The 21,339-nt window shown below is 58.6% G+C and carries 13 protein-coding genes; 10 read left to right on the top strand and 3 right to left on the bottom strand.

What is annotated here, in order from left to right:
- The first annotated feature begins 6 nt into the window (after positions 1-6).
- The 10 genes from lpdA (at position 7) to E9954_RS07330 (ending at position 14,736) form a co-directional block, all read left to right on the top strand.
- Positions 7-1,725 (top strand): dihydrolipoyl dehydrogenase, encoded by a 1,719-nt coding sequence (lpdA, locus tag E9954_RS07375; protein ID WP_222847090.1) that lies wholly within the window; start codon positions 7-9, stop codon positions 1,723-1,725.
- A 24-nt stretch (positions 1,726-1,749) separates the two neighbouring features.
- A complete protein-coding gene (locus tag E9954_RS07370; protein WP_136078565.1) occupies positions 1,750-4,203 on the top strand; it encodes an alpha-ketoacid dehydrogenase subunit alpha/beta in 2,454 nt (817 codons plus the stop codon).
- Positions 4,204-4,249: 46 nt separating this feature from the next.
- Positions 4,250-5,548, top strand: a complete 1,299-nt coding sequence (locus E9954_RS07365; RefSeq protein ID WP_168442058.1) for a PHP domain-containing protein — start codon at positions 4,250-4,252, stop codon at positions 5,546-5,548.
- A 28-nt stretch (positions 5,549-5,576) separates the two neighbouring features.
- Positions 5,577-6,656, top strand: coding sequence for an SDR family NAD(P)-dependent oxidoreductase (locus E9954_RS07360; RefSeq protein ID WP_222847089.1), 1,080 nt, complete (start codon positions 5,577-5,579; stop codon positions 6,654-6,656).
- 48 nt (positions 6,657-6,704) lie between these two features.
- The gene (locus E9954_RS07355; protein ID WP_136078563.1) at positions 6,705-7,976 is read left to right on the top strand and encodes a zinc-binding dehydrogenase; all 1,272 of its coding nucleotides are present in this window, start codon (positions 6,705-6,707) and stop codon (positions 7,974-7,976) included.
- Between the two features lie 9 nt (positions 7,977-7,985).
- Complete coding sequence (locus E9954_RS07350; protein WP_136078562.1) at positions 7,986-8,669, top strand: HAD family hydrolase; 684 nt, start codon at positions 7,986-7,988, stop codon at positions 8,667-8,669.
- A 10-nt stretch (positions 8,670-8,679) separates the two neighbouring features.
- Positions 8,680-10,131 (top strand): rhamnulokinase, encoded by a 1,452-nt coding sequence (locus tag E9954_RS07345; protein WP_222847088.1) that lies wholly within the window; start codon positions 8,680-8,682, stop codon positions 10,129-10,131.
- 112 nt (positions 10,132-10,243) lie between these two features.
- Positions 10,244-12,223: a transketolase gene (gene tkt, locus E9954_RS07340; RefSeq protein WP_136078560.1), complete on the top strand. Its 1,980-nt coding sequence runs from the start codon at positions 10,244-10,246 to the stop codon at positions 12,221-12,223.
- A gap of 102 nt (positions 12,224-12,325) precedes the next feature.
- Positions 12,326-13,810 carry a phosphohexomutase domain-containing protein gene (locus tag E9954_RS07335; RefSeq protein WP_136078559.1) on the top strand — a complete coding sequence of 495 codons (1,485 nt, stop codon included), beginning with the start codon at positions 12,326-12,328 and terminating at the stop codon, positions 13,808-13,810.
- A 227-nt stretch (positions 13,811-14,037) separates the two neighbouring features.
- Entirely contained in the window at positions 14,038-14,736 is a 699-nt protein-coding gene (locus tag E9954_RS07330) for an RluA family pseudouridine synthase (protein ID WP_136078558.1), read from the top strand.
- Here E9954_RS07330 and hypB read toward each other — a convergent pair.
- The 3 genes from hypB to E9954_RS07315 all read right to left on the bottom strand — a co-directional run bounded on the left by hypB (position 14,725) and on the right by E9954_RS07315 (position 21,283).
- A complete protein-coding gene (hypB, locus tag E9954_RS07325; RefSeq protein ID WP_136078557.1) occupies positions 14,725-15,468 on the bottom strand; it encodes a hydrogenase nickel incorporation protein HypB in 744 nt (247 codons plus the stop codon). The genes E9954_RS07330 and hypB overlap by 12 nt on opposite strands.
- A gap of 124 nt (positions 15,469-15,592) precedes the next feature.
- A complete protein-coding gene (locus E9954_RS07320; RefSeq protein WP_136078556.1) occupies positions 15,593-16,045 on the bottom strand; it encodes a hypothetical protein in 453 nt (150 codons plus the stop codon).
- Positions 16,046-16,531: 486 nt separating this feature from the next.
- Entirely contained in the window at positions 16,532-21,283 is a 4,752-nt protein-coding gene (locus tag E9954_RS07315) for a lamin tail domain-containing protein (protein ID WP_136078555.1), read from the bottom strand.
- Between the last annotated feature and the right edge of the window lie 56 nt (positions 21,284-21,339).

The raw sequence follows: 21,339 nt of genomic DNA, 5'->3' as shown, positions 1-21,339 counted from the left end.
AAAACCATGGCACTTGAAGTACTCATGCCGAGGCAGGGACAGTCTGTTGAATCCTGCATCATCATTGAATGGAAGGTCGCGGAAGGCGATGCCGTCACGGCGGGACAGGCGCTCTGCGAAGTGGAGACCGATAAAGCCACCTTCGAAGTGGAAGCCCCCGAGGCTGGAACGGTTCTTGGAATCTTCTACCCGGCCGACGCCGATGTGGAAGTGCTGAAGGTCATCGCGGCCATCGGCGCTCCCGGCGAAGACATCAGCGCGATGCGTCCTGCGGATGCGGCACCTGCCGCTCCCGCTCCGGCCCCCAAGGCCGAAGAACCAGCCAAACCCGCAGCGGCCCCCGCTCCAAGTGTCCAGCCTCAAGTATCCAGCTCCACCGGCGCTGCATACGACATCATTATCATCGGCGCGGGCCCTGGCGGCTACGAAATGGCCGAACGGGCCGGGCACAAGGGCCTCAAGGTGTTGCTGATCGAAAAGAAATATCTCGGTGGCGTTTGCCTCAACTGGGGTTGCATCCCGACCAAGACGCTGCTCAATTCCGCCAAGCATTATGTGCACGCCAAGGAAGCTCCGGAATTCGGCGTGACCACCGGCGAGGTGAAGTTCGATCTCGCGAAAACCATGGCCTGGAAGCAGGACGTGATCGAAACCCTGCGCGGTGGTGTTGCGGCCATGATGAAAAAGAACAAGGTCGAAGTGCTCTACGGCGAAGCCAAGTTGATCGGTTCCCGCAAGGTGGAAGTTGCCGGTACGGTCTATGAAGGCGACAACGTCGTGATTGCCACCGGCGGTTCGCCGTTTGTTCCGCCGATCCCCGGCGCCGACCAGCCGCACGTGATGACCAGCAAGGAAATCCTCAGCGTGGAATCCATGCCCAAATCGCTGGCCGTCATCGGCGGCGGGGTCATCGGAGTCGAGTTCGCCAGCTTCTTCAGCAGCCTCGGCGTCAAGGTCGACGTGATCGAGATGCTCGACGAAATCATCCCGTTCATGGACAACGGCCAGGCGGCCGCCTTCCGCAAGGCGCTCAAGGGCAAGGTGAATTTCAACCTCGGCTGCCGCGTGACGGCGATCGACGGGCACGACGTGAAGTTCGTCACCAAATCGGGCGAGGAAAAATCGATCAACGCCGACATCGTTTTGATGTCGGTTGGTCGGTCGCCGAACCTGTCCGGCATGGGCTTCGAGGAAGCCGGGCTGGATTTCGATCGGCGCGGCATCAAGACCGACGACCAGCAGCGTACCAACCTGCCGAACGTTTTTGCCATTGGCGATGTGACCGGCAAGTCGCAGCTGGCGCACTCCGCCACCCGCATGGGCGAAGTGGCCCTGAACACCATCCTGGGCAAGAAGGACCGCTTCCGCACCAACGCCATTCCGTGGGCGGTTTATTCCATGCCCGAAATCGCCGGTTGCGGCATGACCGAAGAGCAAGCCACCGAAGCCGGGCACAAGGTCGATTCCAAAACGCTCCCGCTGATCATGAGTGGGCGCTTCCTTGCCGAAAACGGCAAAAAGGGGCCGGGGCAGGTGAAGGTGGTTATCGATGCCGACACCCGCGCCATTCTCGGGGTGCACGCCTTTGGCGCCTACAGTTCGGAATTCATCTGGGGGGTTGCCGCCATGATCGAATCCGGCCTGCGGGTGGAAGACGCGCAGGAGATCGTGTTCCCGCATCCGACCGTTGGAGAAGTTATCCGCTCAACCATGTTTCAATTTTAAGTAGAATTAATCAGGAGAAAACCCATGCCAAAGAATCAAGTCATCTGTCCCAAAGAATCCCGCAAGGCGGGCGAGGTCACCTTCAAGCCGATTCCGGTCAACCAGTACAAATCGGACTATAAGAAGGAGCTCAAGAAATACGGCAAGAAGCGTCTGGTCAAAATGTACTACGACATGCTGATGATCCGTGAATTCGAAACCATGCTGAACCAGATCAAGGTGCAGGGTTCCTACGAAGGAATGGAATACAACCACCCGGGGCCGGCCCACTTGTCGATCGGCCAGGAAGCCGCGGCGGTCGGCCAGTCCGTGCACCTCGATACCGACGACTACATCTTCGGTTCGCACCGTTCGCACGGTGAAATCATGGCCAAGTGCCTGTCCGCCATCAGCAAGCTGGACGACGACAAACTCAACACCATCATGGAAGAGTTCTTTGATGGCGCTACGCTGAACGTGGTCAAGGACGGCTCCCACGAAACGGTGAAGGATCTCGCAGAAGACTTCATCCTCTATGGAACCCTCGCGGAAATCTTCGCCCGCGAAACCGGCATCAACAAAGGTCTCGGCGGCTCCATGCACGCCTTTTTCATCCCGTTTGGTTCCATGCCGAACAACGCGCTGGTTGGTGGTTCCGCCGACATCTCCGTGGGTTCCGCCATGAACAAGCTGATCAATCGCAAGCCGGGCATTGTGATTGCCAACATCGGCGACGCTTCCATGGGTTGCGGCCCGGTCTACGAAGGGATCTGGATGGCGGCGATGGACCAGTATGTCGAACTCTGGGACAATGAGTTCGGCCATCCGCCGGTCATGATCAACATCATGAACAACCAGTATGGCATGGGCGGCCAGACCGTGGGCGAAACCATGAGCTACAAGTTTGCCGCGCGCATCGGCGCCGGGGTCAATCCCGACCAGATGCACGCCGAGCGCGTGGATGGCTACAACCCGCTGGCGGTTGCCGATGCAACGGAACGCAAGAAGAAGGTGCTGCTCGCCGGCAAGGGGCCGGTCCTGCTCGACATCATCACCTACCGCATGTCCGGCCACTCGCCTTCCGATGCCTCCTCCTACCGTTCGAAAGAAGAGATGGAGCTGTGGGAAGCAGAGGATTGCGTGCGTCAGTTCGGGAGCTACCTGGTTGAAAACGGCGCCCTCTCCGAAGCCGAAGCCGAAGCCATGAAGGCCAAGGTGGTGGGCAAGGTTTGCAAGGCGATGAAGCTGTCGATTGACGAGAGCATTTCCCCGTACTCCAACCCGAACCTGATCGAAGGGGTGATGTACTCCAACGGCAAGGTTGAAAAGTTCGACGACCGTGAGCCGGAGCTGCTCCAGAAGATCGAAGACAACGACCGCGTGAAGAAGCTGAAGCGCAAACAGCGTTTTGCGTTCGACGAAAACGGCCAGCCCTATAAGGCCAACCAGCTTTACACCTATCGCGATGCGATCTTCGAAGCCATGCTGCACCGTTTCGCAACCGACCCGACCATGATTGCCTATGGCGAAGAAAACCGCGACTGGGGCGGGGCGTTTGCCTGCTACAACGGCCTGACGGAACTGCTTCCCTACCACCGCCTGTTCAACTCGCCGATCTCGGAAGGCGCCATTGTCGGCACCGCCTGCGGCTATGCCCTCAGTGGCGGCCGCGTCTGCGCCGAGCTGATGTACTGCGACTTCATGGGCCGCGCCGGCGACGAAATCTTCAACCAGATTTCCAAGTGGCAGTCCATGTCGGCCGGCATTTTGAAAATGCCGCTGGTGCTTCGTGTGTCGGTGGGCAACAAATATGGTGCGCAGCACTCGCAGGACTGGACGGCAATGGTCAACCACATCCCGGGCCTGAAGGTTTACTACCCGGCGACGACCTACGATGCCAAAGGCATGCTGAACCTGGCGTTGGCCGGAACCGACCCGGTGATCTTCTTCGAATCGCAGAAGACCTACGGCGTTGGCGAGCTCTTCGAAAAGGGCGGCGTTCCGGAAGGCTACTTCGAAACCGAGGAAGGCGAACCGGCCGTGCGTACGCAGGGCAAGGACCTTACGCTCATCACCCTCGGCCCCGTGCTCTATAGCGGCATGAAGGTGGTCGACGAGATGAAGGAAAAATATGGAATGGACGTCGAGCTGATCGACCTGCGTTTCGTCAATCCGCTCAACTACGACAAGCTGGTCGAGTCGGTCAAGAAGACCGGCCGCGTCGTGCTGGCTTCCGACTCCGTCGAGCGCGGTTCCTGCCTGCACAACATTGCGGCGAACCTGACCAACCTGTGCTTCGACTACCTCGATGCGCCGCCGGTGGTGATTGGTGCGAAGAACTGGATCTCGCCGGCCGCCGAAATGGAAACCGACTACTTCCCGCAGGCCAGCTGGATCATCGATGCCGTTCACGAGCGCATCGTTCCGTTGCCGGGCCACGTGGTGAAGCACAACTACACCAACGGCGAGCTGCAGCGTATTGCGCGGTTGGGCGTGTAGTGAAAAGGTAGGGGCGACATGGATGTCGCCCGTACGGGAGAAATCAATGGTTTATGAAAATCTAAATGCAGCATCGGTCGAGGAACGCCTCGCGACGGTCCGCGCCTTTGGCGAGGACTTTAAGCAGGGCGTAACGCTGACCGATGAAGTGAACAACCACGTCCACTCGACCTATTCCTTCAGCCCCTATTCGCCGACCATGATTGCGGTTAAGGCGGTGGAGGCCGGGCTGCGGACGGTGGGCATCATGGATCACGATTCGGTGTCCGGTTGCGCGGAATTCCTCGAAGCGGCCAAGGCGGTTAACATTGCGAGTACCGCCGGCTTCGAGATGCGCGTCAACATGGATGGCACATCGATGGAAGGTCGGAAGACCAACAACCCCGATGAACCGAACGTTTCCTACATCGCGTTGCATGGTATTCCCGCCACGCAGTTCGATGCGCTGGAGGAGTTCCTGAAGCCGATCCACGCCGCGCGCATTGCCCGCGACCGCAAGGAAGTTGAAAAGCTCAACGCCATCCTGGCCGAACGCGGCGCGCCGACGCTCGACTTCGATGCCGATGTGGTGGCGATCTCGCAAGCGGACAACGGCGGTTCGATTACCGAACGGCATATTCTCTATGCCCTGTCGCTGAAACTGATCAACCAGTGCGGCAAGGGGCAGGCGCTGGTGGACTTTGTTGAAAAACAGATGGATATCCCGCTGGCCGGAAGCCTCCGCGAATTGTTGCTGCAGGAATTCAACCCGCACTATGCCTACGACCTGCTCGGTGCGTTCAAGGCATCGTTGGTTCCGGAGTTTTTCCTGATTTCCGGTTACGACGAATGCATCAATGTCCAGCAGGCGGTCGATTTTGCCAACGAGATCGGCGCCATTCCGGCCTATGCCTATCTGGGCGACGTCGGCGAATCGCCGACGGGCGACAAGAAGGCCGAAAAGTTCGAGGACGATTTTCTCGACGACCTGGTGCCGGAGCTGGCGAAGATCGGGTTCAAGGCGATCACCTACATGCCGCCGCGCAACACCAAGGAGCAGTTGGTCCGTCTGCAGAAGCTCTGCCAGGCAAACGGGTTGATGGAAATCAGCGGGGTGGACATCAACAGTTCGCGCCAGTCGTTCAATTGCCCGATTCTGCTGGAGCCGGAATTTGCCCACCTGGCCGATGCGGCCTGGGCGTTGATTGCCCATGAAAAACTGGCGGCGGCCGATCCCAAGCTCGCGCTGTTCTGTGCCGAAAATCCATGGGCGGCCGATTCCCTCGAAAAGCGCATCGAACGTTATGCAACCATCGGCAAGACTGCCGACCACAGCAAACCGGAAGAGATGATTCAGCAGATCTGAATGATCCATCCGATAAAGGAGATTTGAAATGAACCGGAAGGCCAGAGAGATCGCGCCGATGTTGCGCGGACTGAGTTTTAATGGAGAAAAGGGCGACATTGTCGTCTGCAAGGATAGCATCGACTATGCGGAGCTGACCTGCACCGCCGAGGAGTTGCCCGAAAAGTTCGAGAAGGGCATGCGCTCGGTCATCGTTGAAGGCGCCGGCGCATTCCTGCTGGGCGAGGACTACGACGACGCGGTTAACGGAACATCGAATGCCATCAAGCTCGAAGGCCGCGCGGCCGTGGTGCACAACAAGGTATGCGTTGTGACCGGCGGCGCCCAGGGCTTCGGCGAAGGCATCGTGCGCTCGCTCATCCAGAACGGTGCATTGGTTTTCATTGCCGACATGAACGTGGGGGGTGCCAAGAAGCTGGCGCAGGATCTCAACGAACAGGCCGGCCGCACCGTGGCCTTCGGGGTGGCGGTCAACGTGACCGACGAGGATTCGGTCAAGGGCATGGTGGACGAAGTGGTTAAAACCACGGGGGGCATCGATCTGTTTGTCAGCAATGCCGGCGTGCTCAAGGCGGGAAGCGTGAAAGAACTTTCGCTGAAGGATTTCGAGTTCGTGACCGACGTCAACTATGTCGGGTTCTTCCTGTGCACCAAACATGCGGCACCGGTGATGGAACTGATGAACAAGCCGCAGGGCAACTATTACACCGACATCGTCAGCATCAGCTCCAAGTCGGCGCTCGAAGGCTCGAACAAGAACGGCGCCTACGCCGGTTCCAAGTTCGGATCGGTTGGCCTTGTGCAGAGTTTCGCCAAGGAACTGGTCGTCGACAACACCAAGGTCAACACGGTCTGCCCCGGCAACTTTTTCGACGGGCCGCTTTGGAGCGATCCAGAGCGTGGCTTGTTCGTGCAATACCTCAACACCGGCAAGGTGCCCGGTGCCAAAACCATCGAGGATGTCCGCCGTTTCTACGAAGCGCAGATCCCGATGAACCGCGGCTGCGATGGCGAGGACGTCACCAAAGCCATCATGTATTCGGTGGAGCAAAAGTATGAAACCGGCCAGGCCATCCCGGTAACCGGCGGGCAGGTCATGCTCAATTAAGAAGATCGAAACCTGAACCTTAACCCCTGAATTTTTGGAGAACACATTATGAAAACAAAAGCAGTTAGACTTTATGGCGAGAAGGATTTGCGGTTGGAGGAGTTCGAACTCCCGGCCATTGCCGAAAACGAAATCCTGGCCAAGATTGTATCCGATTCCATCTGCATGTCGTCCTATAAAGCGGCGTCGCAGGGCGTGAAACATAAACGCATCCCCAATGACGTTTCAGACGATCCGATTATTATCGGTCACGAATTCTGCGGCGAGATCGTTGAGGTCGGCGGCAGATGGACGGATCGTTTTAAAGCGGGCGACAAGTTTTCGATCCAGCCCGCGATCAACTACGAGGACGGCCCGGTTGGCATCCTCTCGGCACCAGGCTATTCCTACCGCCACATTGGCGGCGACTCGCAATTCGTCATTATTCCGGCGGAAGTGATGGAGCAGGATTGCCTGCTGCCGTTCAACGGCGAAGCCTACTACCACGGTTCGCTGGCCGAGCCGATGTCGTGCATTGTGGGTGGCTTCCACGCCAACTACCACACCAAGCCCGGCAGCTATGTCCACGACATGGGCATTGTTGAAGGCGGCGCGATGGCGTTGCTGGCCGGCGTTGGACCGATGGGACTGGGTGCAATCGATTATGCGATCCATTGCGACCGCAAGCCCGGCCTGCTGGTCGTGACCGACATCGACAACGCCCGCCTTGAGCGCGCCGCTTCGATCTATACGGTGGAGGAGGCCAAGGCCAACGGCGTTGAGCTGGTCTATGTCAACACCGCCGAAGAGGGCAAGGATGTGGATTACCTCAAGTCGCTGACCCCCAAGGGCGAAGGCTTCAACGATGTGTTTGTCTATGCCCCGGTTCGTCCGGTGCTGGAGCAGGCCGACAAGCTGTTGGCTTTCGATGGCTGCCTTAACTTTTTCGCCGGGCCGACCAATCCGGAATTCTCCGCGGAGTTCAACTTCTACAACGTTCACTATGCGGCAACGCATGTGGTTGGAACCAGCGGCGGCAATACCGACGACATGGTCGAGTCGCTCAAGATGATGGAGGCCGGAAAACTGAATCCGTCCACCATGGTCACGCACGTCGGCGGGCTGGATGCCGTTATCGAAACCACGCTCAACCTGCCGAACATTCCCGGAGGCAAGAAGCTGGTCTACAACAACGTCAGCATGCCGTTGGTGGCGCTCAACGAGCTGGACGGAATGGAAGGCGAGCTTTACCAGGGCTTGGCCAAGATCGTTGAAAAGGAAAACGGCCTGTGGAGTCCGGAAGCCGAACGCTTCCTGCTCGAAAACGCACCGGGTATTTAAGGAAGATTCATGGATAGGGCGTACGGTCTTATTTTCGATGTGGACGGCGTGATTGCCGACACCGAGCGGGTCAATGCAGAAGCCTCGATCAAGGTTTTTGAGGATTTGTTTGGTGTCCGCGGCGTGGTCCGGTCGGATTTCGAGGCCGGTCTGGGACGCGGTGCGGCGGAATATGTCCGTGCCGCCGCCCGGATCCATGGCGTTGAGCTTGAGGATGGGCAGGTTGAGGCGGCAACCCTTGCCCGGCAGGAGTATTTTATCGCCATGCTCAAAGCCCAGCCGCTTCCGGCCTTTCCCGGGGTGTTGGAGCTTATGGACAGCGCCTTGGTGCGGGACGATTTCCGGGTGGGCATCGCCACGAGCAGCACCCGCGAAAAATCGGAGGCGGTGCTGAAGTCGGCGCAGGTGTTCTATGGCCAAATGGCCTATGTGACCGGTAGCGACGTCACGAAGAAAAAACCGGATCCGGAGTTGTTCCTGAAGGCGGCGGAGCTGCTGGGCCTGCCGCCGGAACGTTGTGTTGTGGTTGAAGATGCGCCGGACGGTGTTGCGGCGGCCAAGGCCGCCGGATGCCGATGCGTCGCCGTCACAAATTCGGCGCGTGCGGATCGCCTGTCCGATGCCGATTGTATTGTTGAGTCATTGATGGAATTGGATCTGGATCAACTATCCGGATTGATCGACAAGAAGTAGGGGAAAAATAATGAAGCATTATCTCGCAGTTGATTTAGGCGCGTCCAGCGGGCGCACAATCGTCGGAACCTTGGATAACGGCAAGCTGACGCTCAAGGAGATGAACCGGTTCTGGAACGGGCCGACCGAGGTTCGGGGAACGCTCCTGTGGGATTTCGTCCATCTCTTCCGGAACATCCGGGAGGGCATTGCCCTCGCGAAAAAAGAGTATGGCGACGGACTCGTTTCCATGGGGGTTGATACCTGGGGGGTCGATTTCGGACTGTTCGATGCCGATGGCAGCCTGCTGCGCAATCCGGTGAACTATCGCGACAGCCGGACGGTCGGCATGTTTGAAAAGGTGTTTTTCCGGGTTCCGAAGGAAGAGGTTTTCGCCCAGACCGGCATCCAGTTCATGGAGCTCAACACGCTGTACCAGATGATGTCGCTCTCGCTTGAGGATTCGTTCCAATACCGCAGTGCCACGAAACTGCTCTTTTCCCCGGACTTGCTGAGCTATTGGCTGACCGGCAACATGGTGGCCGAGCGTTCGATCGCCAGCACCTCCCAGTTCTATAATCCGAAGACCAAGGACTGGGCCTACGACCTGCTTGAAAAACTGAATATCCGCTCCGACCTGTTTGCCGAGCTGGTGGATCCGGGAACCGTGATTGGCGAGACCGACGGTCTGCCCGTTGTGGCGGTGGGCGGGCACGACACGGCGAGTGCGTTTGCCGCCGTTCCGGTGGTCGAGGGCGAACAGTGCGCCTTCCTGAGTTCCGGCACCTGGTCGCTGCTGGGTACCGAGTTGTCGGAGCCGGTCATCAACGAAGCGTCGCTGGCGGCCAACTTCACCAACGAAGTGGGGGTCTGCGACACCATCCGGTTCCTGAAAAACCTTTCCGGGCTCTGGATGATCCAGGAGCTACGCCGCAACTGGAACGAACAAGACTTCGACTATTCCTGGACGGCGCTCGAGCACATGGCGCTTGAGGCCGAGCCCTTTGAGTTCTTCATCGACCCGAGCGACGAAATGTTCATTGCGCCGGGCGACATGCCGGCCCGCATTCAGGAATATTGCGAAAAGACGGGGCAGGGGCGCCCGGAGACGCATGCGCAGATTATTCGCGTGGCGTACGAAGGCCTGGCCCTGCTCTATGCCAGCGTCTATGAATCGCTCGAGCAGCTGACCGGGCGCACCCTCGACACGCTCCGCATTGTCGGCGGCGGCTGCAAGGATACGTTGCTCGACCAGCTGGCGGCCAATGCCACCGGCCGCAAGGTGGTAACCGGGCCAACGGAGGCCACGGCCACCGGAAACCTGATCATGCAGATGTTGGCGATGGGCGATATCGATTCCCTGGCGGAAGGCCGCGAAATCGTACGCAACTCCTTTGCCGGCGAAACCCGCGAGTTCGAGCCTCAGGATACGGAAACCTGGAAGTCCGCACTCAAGAAATGGCGGGAGTTCTGCCAGGCATAGTCAGGACTTTTGTCCAGTTTTTTGGGAATAACTTTATGGCGGAGCGCCTCCATTTATGGGAGGCTCCGCACTCTTGAAATCAGGAATATTAAACCTATAGGGGAACATTGAAATGGATCTCAATCTAGTAGCAAACACGATTCGTGGACTCGCCATGGACGGCGTTCAAGCCGCCAATTCCGGCCACCCCGGCATGCCGATGGGCATGGCCGATGTCGCCGCCGTACTCTGGACGCAATACCTCAAGCACAATCCGGCCAACCCGGACTGGGCCGACCGCGACCGCTTTGTTCTTTCCGCAGGGCACGGCTCCATGCTGATCTACTCCCTGCTTCATCTCTCCGGCTACGACCTGCCGATCGAGGAGCTGCAGAACTTCCGCCAGTGGGGCAGCAAAACCGCCGGCCACCCGGAATACGGCCACACCGTCGGCGTCGAAACCACCACCGGCCCGCTCGGGCAGGGCTGCGGCAACGCCGTCGGCATGGCCATCGCCGAAGAAATGCTCGCCGCCCGCTTCAACACCGAAGCCCAGAAAATCGTCGACCACCACACCTACGTCATCTGCTCCGAAGGCGAGCTCGAAGAAGGCATCTCCAACGAAGTCTTCTCCCTTGCAGGTAACCACGGCCTAGGCAAAATGGTCGTCTTCTACGACGAAAACTTCATCTCCATCGAAGGCGATGTGCGCATCACCTACACCGACGATATCGAAAAGCGCATGGAGGCCTACGGATGGCAGGTCCAGCGCATCGACGGCCACGACCACGCCGCCATCGCCGCCGCCATCGATGCCGCGAAAGCCGAAACGGAAAAACCGTCCTTCATCGTTTGCGAAACCAAGATCGGTTTCGGTTCCCCGAACAAGGAAGGCAGCCACGATTGCCACGGCGCCCCGCTCGGCGAAGAAGAAGTTGCCCTCACCAAGAAGGCGCTCGGCATGTCCGAAGAAAAATTCTTCGTCCCGCAGGACGTGCGCGATGTTTTCGCCGCCCGTCTCGATGAAATGAAGAAAGTTGAAGCGGCATGGAATGCCGACTTTGCCGCATGGCAGACTGAAAACGCCGCCCTCGCCGCGCAGTGGAACATCCACATGACGCAGGAAATCCCGGCCGGCCTCAGCGAAAAACTGCCGGTATTTGACGCCCCGATCGCGACTCGTTCCGCTTCCGGGAAAATACTGCAGTCGCTCGCCAAGGAGCTTCCCTTCCTGGTCGGCGGTTCCGCCGACCTGGCCGGCTCGAACATGACCTACCTCAACGACTACGCCGACATTGGAAAAGACGCCTTCGAAGGCCGCAACTTCCACTACGGTGTGCGTGAAATCGGTATGGGTGCCATCATGAACGGCATCCAGGTGCACGGCGGCTTCCGCATCTACGGCGCCACCTTCCTGGTCTTCGCCGACTATGTCCGCCCGACCCTGCGCGTTGCCGCGCTGATGAACCTGCCGGTTATCTACGTCCTCACCCACGACAGCTTCTGGGTGGGCGAAGACGGCCCGACCCATCAGCCGATCGAAACCATCAACAGCCTGCGCATGATGCCGAACGTGACGGTCTTCCGCCCGAGCGATCCGAAGGAAACCGGATGCGCCTGGGAAGCCGCGCTGAAGAATACCGCCGGGCCGAGCGTCCTCTGCCTGACGCGCCAGAACCTCGCCGTGCTCGACCGCGAAAAATACAACATGGACGGCCAGCTCGCGAAGGGCGCCTACACCATGTTCCAGAGCGGCGAAGGCCTGCCGGACCTGCTCATGATCGCAACGGGATCGGAAGTGAAGATCACGCTCGACGCCGCCGAGAAGCTGGCCGCCGAAGGCACCAACGTCCGCGTGGTCAACATGCCTTGCCGCGAGCTGTTCGAGGCGCAGGATGCCGCCTACCAGAGCGAAGTGATGGCCGATGGCTGCACCAAGCGCATGGTTGTTGAAGCCGGCACCTCCTTCGGGTGGGAAAAATATATTGGCCGCTGTGGCGCAACCGTCTGCAAGGACACCTTCGGCGCCTCTGCGCCGGGCGGTCTGCTTGCGGAAAAATTCGGTTTCACCGCCGACAATGTCTACAACGTTGCCAAAGACCTGATGGGCTAACACCCGGTCTAGGACTCGAAGTCAAAGGTCGAAAGTCCTTGGTCTGATGGCCTTCGACTTTCGACCTTTCGGCTTTTGACATAAATGAATAGAGGAAGAGTGATGGACAAATATTTCAAGTTGCAGAATGGAAGCGATGTGCGCGGGGTGGCGCTCGAAGGGGTGGCGGGGGAACCGGTCAACCTGACAACGGACATTGCCCGTACGATCGGAAACGCCTTTGCCCAATGGCTGGAAAAAAAGCTGGGCAAGACAAACCTCAAGGTGGGGGTTGGCCACGATTCGCGCCTCTCCGCCGAGGCCATCAAGACCGCCGTGTTCCAGGGGCTGGAGCGGGGCGGGTGTGCCGTGTTCGACTGCGGGCTGGCCTCGACGCCGGCCATGTTCATGTCGACCGTGTTCGAGAACCATGGCTACGACGGTTCCATCATGCTGACGGCCAGCCATCTGCCGTTCAACCGCAACGGCCTGAAATTCTTTGTCCGCGAAGGCGGATTGGGCAAGGAGGACATCAAGGAAATCCTCACCCTCGCCACCGCCACCGGCGAGATCGAAGCTGCCGAGCTGTCGAACACCTCCACGGTCACGCTGATGGATGACTATTCGGCGCATCTTGTGCAAATCATCCGCGAGGGCGCGGGCAGCGAAAAACCGCTGGCTGGCTTGAAAATCGTGGTCGATGCCGGAAACGGGGCGGGTGGGTTCTTCGTTGAAAAGGTACTCAATCCACTCGGTGCCGATACGGCGGGTAGCCAGTTCCTCGATCCGGACGGTTCCTTCCCAAACCACATCCCGAACCCGGAAGACCCGGATGCAATGGATGCCATCATTGCCGCCGTGAAGAATAACAACGCCGACTTCGGCATCATTTTCGATACCGATGTCGACCGCGCCGGTGCCGTCGATAAAAACGGCAAGCCGATCAACCGCAACCGCTTCATTGCGCTGATGGCCACCATCGTGCTCGGTGAGCATCCCGGAACCACCATTGTGACCGACTCCGTCACCTCGACCGGCCTGAAATGGTGGATCGAAGAAAAACTGGGCGGAGTCCACCACCGATTCAAGCGCGGCTACAAGAACGTCATCAACGAGGCCATCCGCTTGAACGAAACCGGCACACCGAGTTTCCTCGCGCTGGAAACCTCCGGCCACGGCGCGCTGAAGGAAAACTATTTCCTCGACGATGGCGCCTACCAGATCGCCAAGATCCTGATTAAAATCGCGCAGCTCAAGGCGGCGGGCGGGGGCACGGTCGACGAGCTGATCGCCGAGCTGCCCGAACCGGCGGAGGCCATCGAATTCCGCCCACAGATCATGGTCGACGACTTTGCGGCCTATGCCGAAAACGTGCTGGAGGCCTTTAAGGATTTAGTGGAACAGGAAGCGGGCTGGTCGCTGACCCCGAACAATTTCGAGGGCGTGCACGTTACCACCGAAAACGGATGGATCCTGCTTCGCAAGTCGCTCCACGATCCGCAGATCCCGATCAACATCGAAAGCGATGTTGCCGGCGGCACCGATCCGCTCAAGCGAAAGGTTGTTGGCTTCCTGTCCGGCTTCGATCAGCTGGCATTGCCCAGCTAGATCGGACGAACCGGTTCTTTCCTGCGGCTACACCACTCCTCCCGCATCAGGGCAAGTGCCGGCCAATCACACTTGCGCAAGTGTGCTTGGAGCCGGCCGGGGAGTTCCCAAACCTGTGCATGTGAGGGAATGGGGTGGGCGTTGAGGCATTGCTGCTTCAAACGGCTGACGGGGAGCTTGCCAATGCAACGCCGAATTACGACACTTGTTGAAACCGTGGAGCCGGGATGAGCGATTTAACCTATGATTCAAAGGCACTTGACGCTTTTGTGCTGTATGCCGACAACCATCTGCTGGCGGTGAACAAGCCGGCCGGGTTGTTGTCGCAGGATAGCGGCACGGGGTTGCGCAACCTGGAGGACTGGGCGCGTGAATGGGTGCGGGTGGACAAGGGGAAGCCGGGGGCGGTCTTTCTCAACGCCGTCCACCGGATCGACAAGGCCGTCAGCGGCATTGTTTTATTTGCCCGCACCAGCAAGGCGCTCTCCCGCTTGAACGAAGATATCCGCAAACGCAACTGCAAAAAGATTTACCACGTGTTGGTGGAGGGCGCACCGAAGAAACCATCGGATCAGCTAGTCCATTGGCTTTCGCACGAAAACCACCGCGCGGAGGTGTGCCGCGAGGGCGACCAAGGGGCGCAGCGGGCCGTACTCAGCTACCTCACCCTCAAACGAGCGGGGAACCAGACCTTGCTTCAGGTGGATCTCGAAACCGGTCGCTATCACCAGATCCGCGCCCAGCTCGCCGCCATCGGGTGCCCGATCGCCGGCGACGGAAAATATGGCGCGAAGCAAACGTCCAAGGATGGATCCATCGCCTTGCACCACCGTCGTCTTGAGGTGGTGCACCCAACGCTGAAAGAGCCGGTCATCATCGAGGCGCCGTATCCTGCGGAATCGCCCTGGTGGCAACTATTGGACTAGACGTTGGAGGTAATTTAGCCACGCTTCCATGCCGTTTCCGGATTTGGCGCTGAGTTCGATGACATTGGCGCCGGGCTGGACGTGCTGGATATATTTGCGGCAGGCGGCGAGATCCCAGTCCAGCGCGTCGGCGAGATCCATCTTGGTGAGCACGATGGCCTTGGCGGTGGCAAAGAGGACGGGATATTTGATCGGCTTGTCCTCGCCCTCGGGGGTCGAGAGCAGGGCGACCTTAAAGCTTTCGCCGAGATCGAACGCGGTGGGGCAAACCATGTTGCCGACGTTTTCGATGAACAGCAACCGGGTGCCTTCATCCACCACCGCTTCCATTGCATGCGAGACCTGGTGGGCGTCGAGATGGCAGGAGCTGATGGTTTCGATCTGGTGGATCTTGGCCCCCTTGCCTTGAAGGCGCTGGGCATCGCGGTCGGTCTGCTGGTCGCCGGTGATGACGGCGCATTTGATCGTTCCGTCGAGCGCTTCGAGCGTCTTTTCGAGCAGGAAGGTTTTTCCGGAGCCGGGTGCGGAAATCAGGTTGATGGCCACCACGCCGCGTTCGGCCAGCCACGAACGGTTTTGGTCGGCCAGTGCATCGTTCTGCGCCAGCACCTTTTGCTCCAACGTCACCGTCTTGGTGTGTCTGTGTTCATGGTCGTGGTGATAGTGGTGTCCATCCCCATGTTCGTGATGATGGTGTTCGTTCGCCGTTCCGCATCCGCATGTCTCGCACATAGCCCGCTCCTTTAAAGGTTACACATAATACACGTGAAACCATGTGAACGTCACGTTAAATGCACTCGAAGCGAGCTGGTTGGCCTAAGGGGAACATCTAGATGGGCTATTATTGGAAATATGCTCAGAGTGATTGAATGACAATTTTTGCTAGCTCAGTCAATTCTTCGGAACCATTCAAATGCTTTGCTATGCGAATCGTGGTTCCATTGGTTGAACGGAGCATAAGGTGATCTAAAAATTTGTGGTGTTGCATCTCCCATAGGTCATCTAGAGGGATCTCCTTCTCACCCGTCCACGGAGAGCGTTGAACTATTTTCTTGTCGTCATATTGTATTTCGAAGAACAGGGTTTCAATCGTTCCGCAAAGAACCAGAATGAAAAAAGGAAGGATATAACCTGTACACTGCATGGCTTCGATGAAGCTGGTGTTTCGAAAAATGAATAACAGTGCGGCTAGAAAAAGCGAAGATCCAAAAAAGGCAAACATCTTCAATGGTAGTGGGTAGGTTAAATGACGGTGCCAGCTTCCTTGAATGGCGCGCTTTGAACGGAAAAAGAAGACTATTGAAGCCAAGCTGCTAATGAACAGTGAGGACGCTATGAATAGAATGAAGGAGTTCATACGAGTAACGTGTCACTAGCAAGGGGAGTCGTCAATTCAATCTACCAGGACATTCCCCCAGTTTTTCAACTGCCTGTTGCCCCTTTGCTTTGGAGAGGCAAATGTGCCAACGGCACAACACAATTTAGCCTTGGACGCAGTCCAAGGTTCTGGGGGTCTTTTTTTTATTTTGCCCTGTAGGGGCAACACAAATTCTCCTCAGGGCGCTTGTGTTGCCCCTACAGGGCAAATGTGTTTCTTTCCTACGGTTTCCTTGGGCGTTGCCCAAGGCTAAATTGTCTTGTGCCGTTGGCACATTCAGAACCGATTCACTTTGTGGAAGCCGTTTGGGGCTACCCCCAAGACGGTTGCGATTGCGACCCATTAAATTCAGGGGAAAGTCCTGTTCAATCTATCCGTTAGATGCCTGCTACATGGGTGGTTTCGGGAAAGTGATCGCTATTTTTCAAGTTCGACGCGGAGGTCGTAGAAGCCTTTGTTCTCCGCGCCATGCACGGTGTCGGTGTAGGTGCCTTGGGGGTAGGGCATGGGCGGGCTCAAGGGCGGGAGCGGCTGGCCGAGAGTGTCGCCCCAGTGGATGCGGTAGACGCGGCCGGTGACGGCGTTCCATTCCAGGACGAGGCCGTTCGTTGATGGGCGGATGGTGGAAAACTCCAGGCGCGATGCCGCATTGGTGGGGTCGGTGCCGGCAATGAATTCGCCGATGTTGCTCATGCGGTCGCCATCGCTGTCGATGCCTGCCGCGGCGGCCTCGGCGCTGGCAAAGTAGAGGGATTCCCAGGCATCGGGCAGGCCGTCGGCATCGATGTCGCCGGGAAGGGGCATCCGCACAACCACGCGGTAGAAGCAACTGGAACCGGCGCTGTGCACGGTGTCGGTATAGCTGTTTTGCGGGAAGGCGATGCCGGATTCGAGGAGCAGGAAACCTTGGTTGAGCCCTGGAGCCCAAAGGACGTCGTAGATCCGGTCGTTTGCAGCATCCCAGCTGATCACGAAATGCGTGCTGCCGTTGGTTGCCGCGGTTGCCAAGGCAATCCCGAAACGGGAACCTTCATTGGTGGGGTTCGTGCCGCTAATGAATTCTTCGAGGTTGGATTGCCCGTCGAGGTCGTAATCTTCGTCGGGGTTTCCGCCGGGGTGGTTCGTCGACATGAAATAGGTTGTTTCCCAATTGTCATCCAGGCCGTCCCCGTCGTTGTCGGTGAACGACGGAACAGGAGGGACTGTGTCTACCACACCGGGCGTCCCCCCGGAGACAGTGCTCTTCCGCCAGTTGATGACATCGTTTCCATAGGCCGCGCCGTCGATCCGTTCCAGCGAATAGCCGTCGCCATCCGGCTCGGCCGGCCAGGGCATGGCATCGTCGTAGGCCACGCGATCGATGACGACGTAGGGCACCTTGCCGGCATGGGTTCCTGTCTGAACCGGTTCGTCCGGCGCCCGGAGGGTGAGGGTTTCGCCGCCGTTGTCGAGCTTGCCGTCATATGTGAAGATCTGCACTTCGGGCGGGATGCCGTGGGTCGACCGGAACCATTCCGGCGTGGTGGTGTCGCGAACGAGCAAGAGAGCTTGACCCGCGCCGATTGCGATGTGGTTGGTTGGAAACGCGAAACCGATTCCTCCCAATTCCCAGGTGTTGGTTGGGTTGGCGGGATCATGCAAGGGGACGGCGGAAGCGGAAGCGTTGAACAACTCGATATATTCGTGGCTTCCTTCTGCCGGGTTGTACATGATTTCCGTGATGATGACCGCACCGACGAGCGGTTCGGAATTCGTTGCCATGGGGGTGAACTGTTGCTGCGAGGGGAAGTGCTCTTCGCCTTGGCTGGTCAGGTACCGCCCAAAGCTGATCCCGTTAAAGGCGCCTTCAACGCTGAACCCATGGCTGTAGCCGAGGGTCGGGGAGAACAGGTAGACGTCGTCCCCGGTGGAGCCGAGCGAAAATGCCGAACCAAACTCGTTGGCGGAAAACTCCAGGTTGGTCGACACATAGTGTCCTTCATAAAACACCTGGTAGCCGTTTGCCGAAATGAGCGTACCGGCGGGGATCGTCCATTTCTGCGGGAGATCACGGTCGTCCGTCAGGAACCAGCCACCGAGATCGACCATCTGGGCTCCGGGATTGTATAGCTCGATGGTGTCGCGCTGGGGCTGGTCGGTATGCGTCAGCGCCTCGTTCACCTTGATGCCGGCAATTTCGGGAACCGGATCGTCGGCGCCAGGCGATCCATCGGCATTGGCCGAGGCCCGCCATGCACCGGCCAAGTCCTGGTCGCCGACCGGGTTTGCGTTGGTTGGGGTGAGTGAAAATCCATAGCCGTCGGCCGGTCGCGGCCACGGTTCCCGGTCGTTGAATTCGACGCTGGTGATGAGATCGAAGAAGAGGGCTTTTGCTCCCTGGGGTTCGGTGGGGAGGGGATCATTCACGAACACGATGTTTCCAACAACCGATTGGATCGTAAACATTTTTTGGCTGGAAGGATAGCCGGCATGGCTGATCCTCAACCGGTCACCGGCGCCAATGCCGGATGGGACGGCGGGAAAAATCACAGCGCCGTATCCTTCGGATGAAGTCACCGTTCCCAGCACCTGGTGCCGGATGCCGGTGTTGAATGCGAGTTCCACGTGTTCGCCATCGTTGTCGAGCGAGCTGGCCGGGAAGGAGCCGAGCGGCGTTACGGCGGGATAGCGCCTGGCGAAATCCCACGGGTTCCTGGCCAGAATCGCGAACCCGCCGGGGGAGAGGATGGTTCCGTTGGGGAAGGTGTAGTCGACGCCGCGGGTGAACGTTACGCCACTGAGCGGCAGGGGGCTTCCTCCGGTATTCTTCAGCTCCAGGAATTCAAAGCGGTCGCCGTCGTAGAGGAAGTCGGCGGTCAGGCCCCCGGTCGATTCGTCGGCCAATGCTTCCGTCAGCAACACGTTCTGGGTTCTGTTTTGGCCAATGCTGCCTTCATAGATCACCTTGGCAATGGAGAAGGTGCCGTTGTTGGCCGGGTTGGCGGCGCCGGAAACCAGCACTTTGTCGCCGCCGGTCAGGGCGATGGGGAGGGGGGCGGCAAAGACAAGCAGTGCGCGGTTGGTGTAGTTCGGGTCGATGGAGCCGGCATCGCCTATGATCGAGGTGATCGCGGCATTCGTGGCCATGGTGGCATCCTGCGGATTGTACATGATTTCCGTGATCTTGAGGTCGCTCCAATCGCGGTCGATAAAGAAGGTGGCTTCGTGCAGGGCACTCCAAACTGAACCGTCGAGGGTGCGCGCCTTGACGCAGGTGCTGGCGTTGAGCACGAGAGAGGTTGCGTCGCCGGCATCGGTGCCCTGGACTGCACCGCCCACCGCGCGCGGGTCTGAGCCGTCGGTGGTGTAATAAACGGTTCCCGACGAACCCTCCCGTTCAATGGAAAGGTTGAAGCCGGCAGCGACTTCCTTTAGGGCAACATCGATCACCGAACCGCCCTCCTTGAACCGGGGGGCTTTAACGGTTGGCAATAAATCATCATTGCGGAACATCGTTACCAACTTGTCGGTCTTCCCGATGATCCCGGCCGTGACGGCATCGCGTGCGGGTATCCAATGGTCGTTGCGGGTATAGGTGGTGCCGGTTTCGCCTTCGCGTTCGTCGCCCCATCTGGCGGACTCGGCCACCATGGCGCTTTCGATGGTGTCGCACAGCCGGTTCCAGCTTTCGAGCACATGTTCCTCGGTCAGCACCCCGCCATTGAAACAGGCCTTGTAGGTGCGGTCGGCAAAGTTCATGCGGTATTCGGGGTTGTTGTCGTACATGTTGTCGAAACCGGCGAACTTGTCGTTGCTGATGGTGCCATACGACGGATCGTCGGAGGAGCGTCTGCCGCCACCACCAAACGAGTCTTCGACATCCCAGTTGAAAAAGTGTACCTGCCCGCCGGGATTGTTGCGGATGCCGGCATAGTATTGCGGAAAGTCTCCAATGGTCGCATAGATGCTGAACATGACCATGTCGGCATGGTTGTCGATGTTGCAGTATTCGTGCAACGTTGCAGGATCCGAACTCTTCGACGTGGTATTGAGCCATTCGTAGAAGCGGGTGTTGTCGCCGGCCGTGTCGCCGCCTTTTCCCTTGAAGCAAAAGTAATCCTGCTCGTTGCCGCCCAGATAGCTCGCCGCAAAGGCATCGTCCAGTCGTTCGCATGGATTGTAGAGCCCCCAGTAGATGCCGTTGAGGTAGAGGTGGACAAACGATCCGTGCCCGCCGACGCCGGTCATGTCGATCTGGAGGTCGCGCGAAAGCTGGTCGCGGGTGTAGACCGTGTGCTCGGCATCCCACCACATGCCGTAGCTTTTGTTGTGGCCGGCGCGCAGGATGAGCTTGTCGTAAGACCCGCATTCGCTGTCGGCATTGAGGGGGGCATGTTCGAAGAAGGGGTAGTTCAACTGGCCGCTGCCATATTGGCGGCGGAAGCGGAGGCCAAACGACTGCTTGTGGTCGTAACCGAGGGAATGCATGTAGTCGGAGGCTCCTTGGTTTTTTATGCCGCAGTCGATCTGGAAACCCTTGAACCCGGAAAAGCGCAGACCTTCCGGATAGATGAGTTCGATGGAGCACGGCCGCTCCCAATCCAGATTCATGTTGTCGCTGCGGTGCATGCCTTCTTCGCCGAATAGGTCTTCGTGATCCATCACAATCGACAGGGTTGGAATGGAGAGCAACGCCTCGTCCAGCTCATTGGAGTAGGCGGGATCATTGATGATTGCGGGATCCATCTCCGTGGATTCCCAGAAGACGGAACCACCCTCCGGGCGGATATCGCCCTGGGTGCGCACCTTTTCGATGAAGAGGTAGGTGTGGGTGTCGACGTTGGACGGGAGCATGCCGGCCTTGTAAGCATAGGCCCGCACCATCACCCCCGGCGTCGTACGCCATTTCCCCGAGCTGTTTTGCGGATCGATCCATATGGTCGCCGGAGCGGGGCCTTGCATGGCGCTGCTCGAGGTGCGCGGATCGCTTCCATCGAGGGTGTAGGCGATGGTTGCTCCGACCGTTTCAGACGAAACAACCAGGTTGGTCGCCGAGGCGTAGAAGCCGCGGTCGATGCTGAATCGGGTGTCGGCCACCTGTTCGATGGCAAACACGGCTTGTCCGGAAAACAGCAGCAGCGCCATCGTCCAAAATCGGGCAATGCGGGTTGTTTTTATTGTTTTTTTCATGGTATCGAGTGTGCACCCTACCACGGTGTTCGATGGCAGTCCGCGACTTTTTGCCG

This window comes from Pontiella desulfatans, assembly GCF_900890425.1.
In the GTDB taxonomy this organism is placed as follows: Bacteria; Verrucomicrobiota; Kiritimatiellia; order Kiritimatiellales; family Pontiellaceae; genus Pontiella; species Pontiella desulfatans.
The sequence above is the reverse complement of the archived record's forward strand: the minus strand, read 5'-3'. Positions and strand labels throughout refer to the sequence as shown.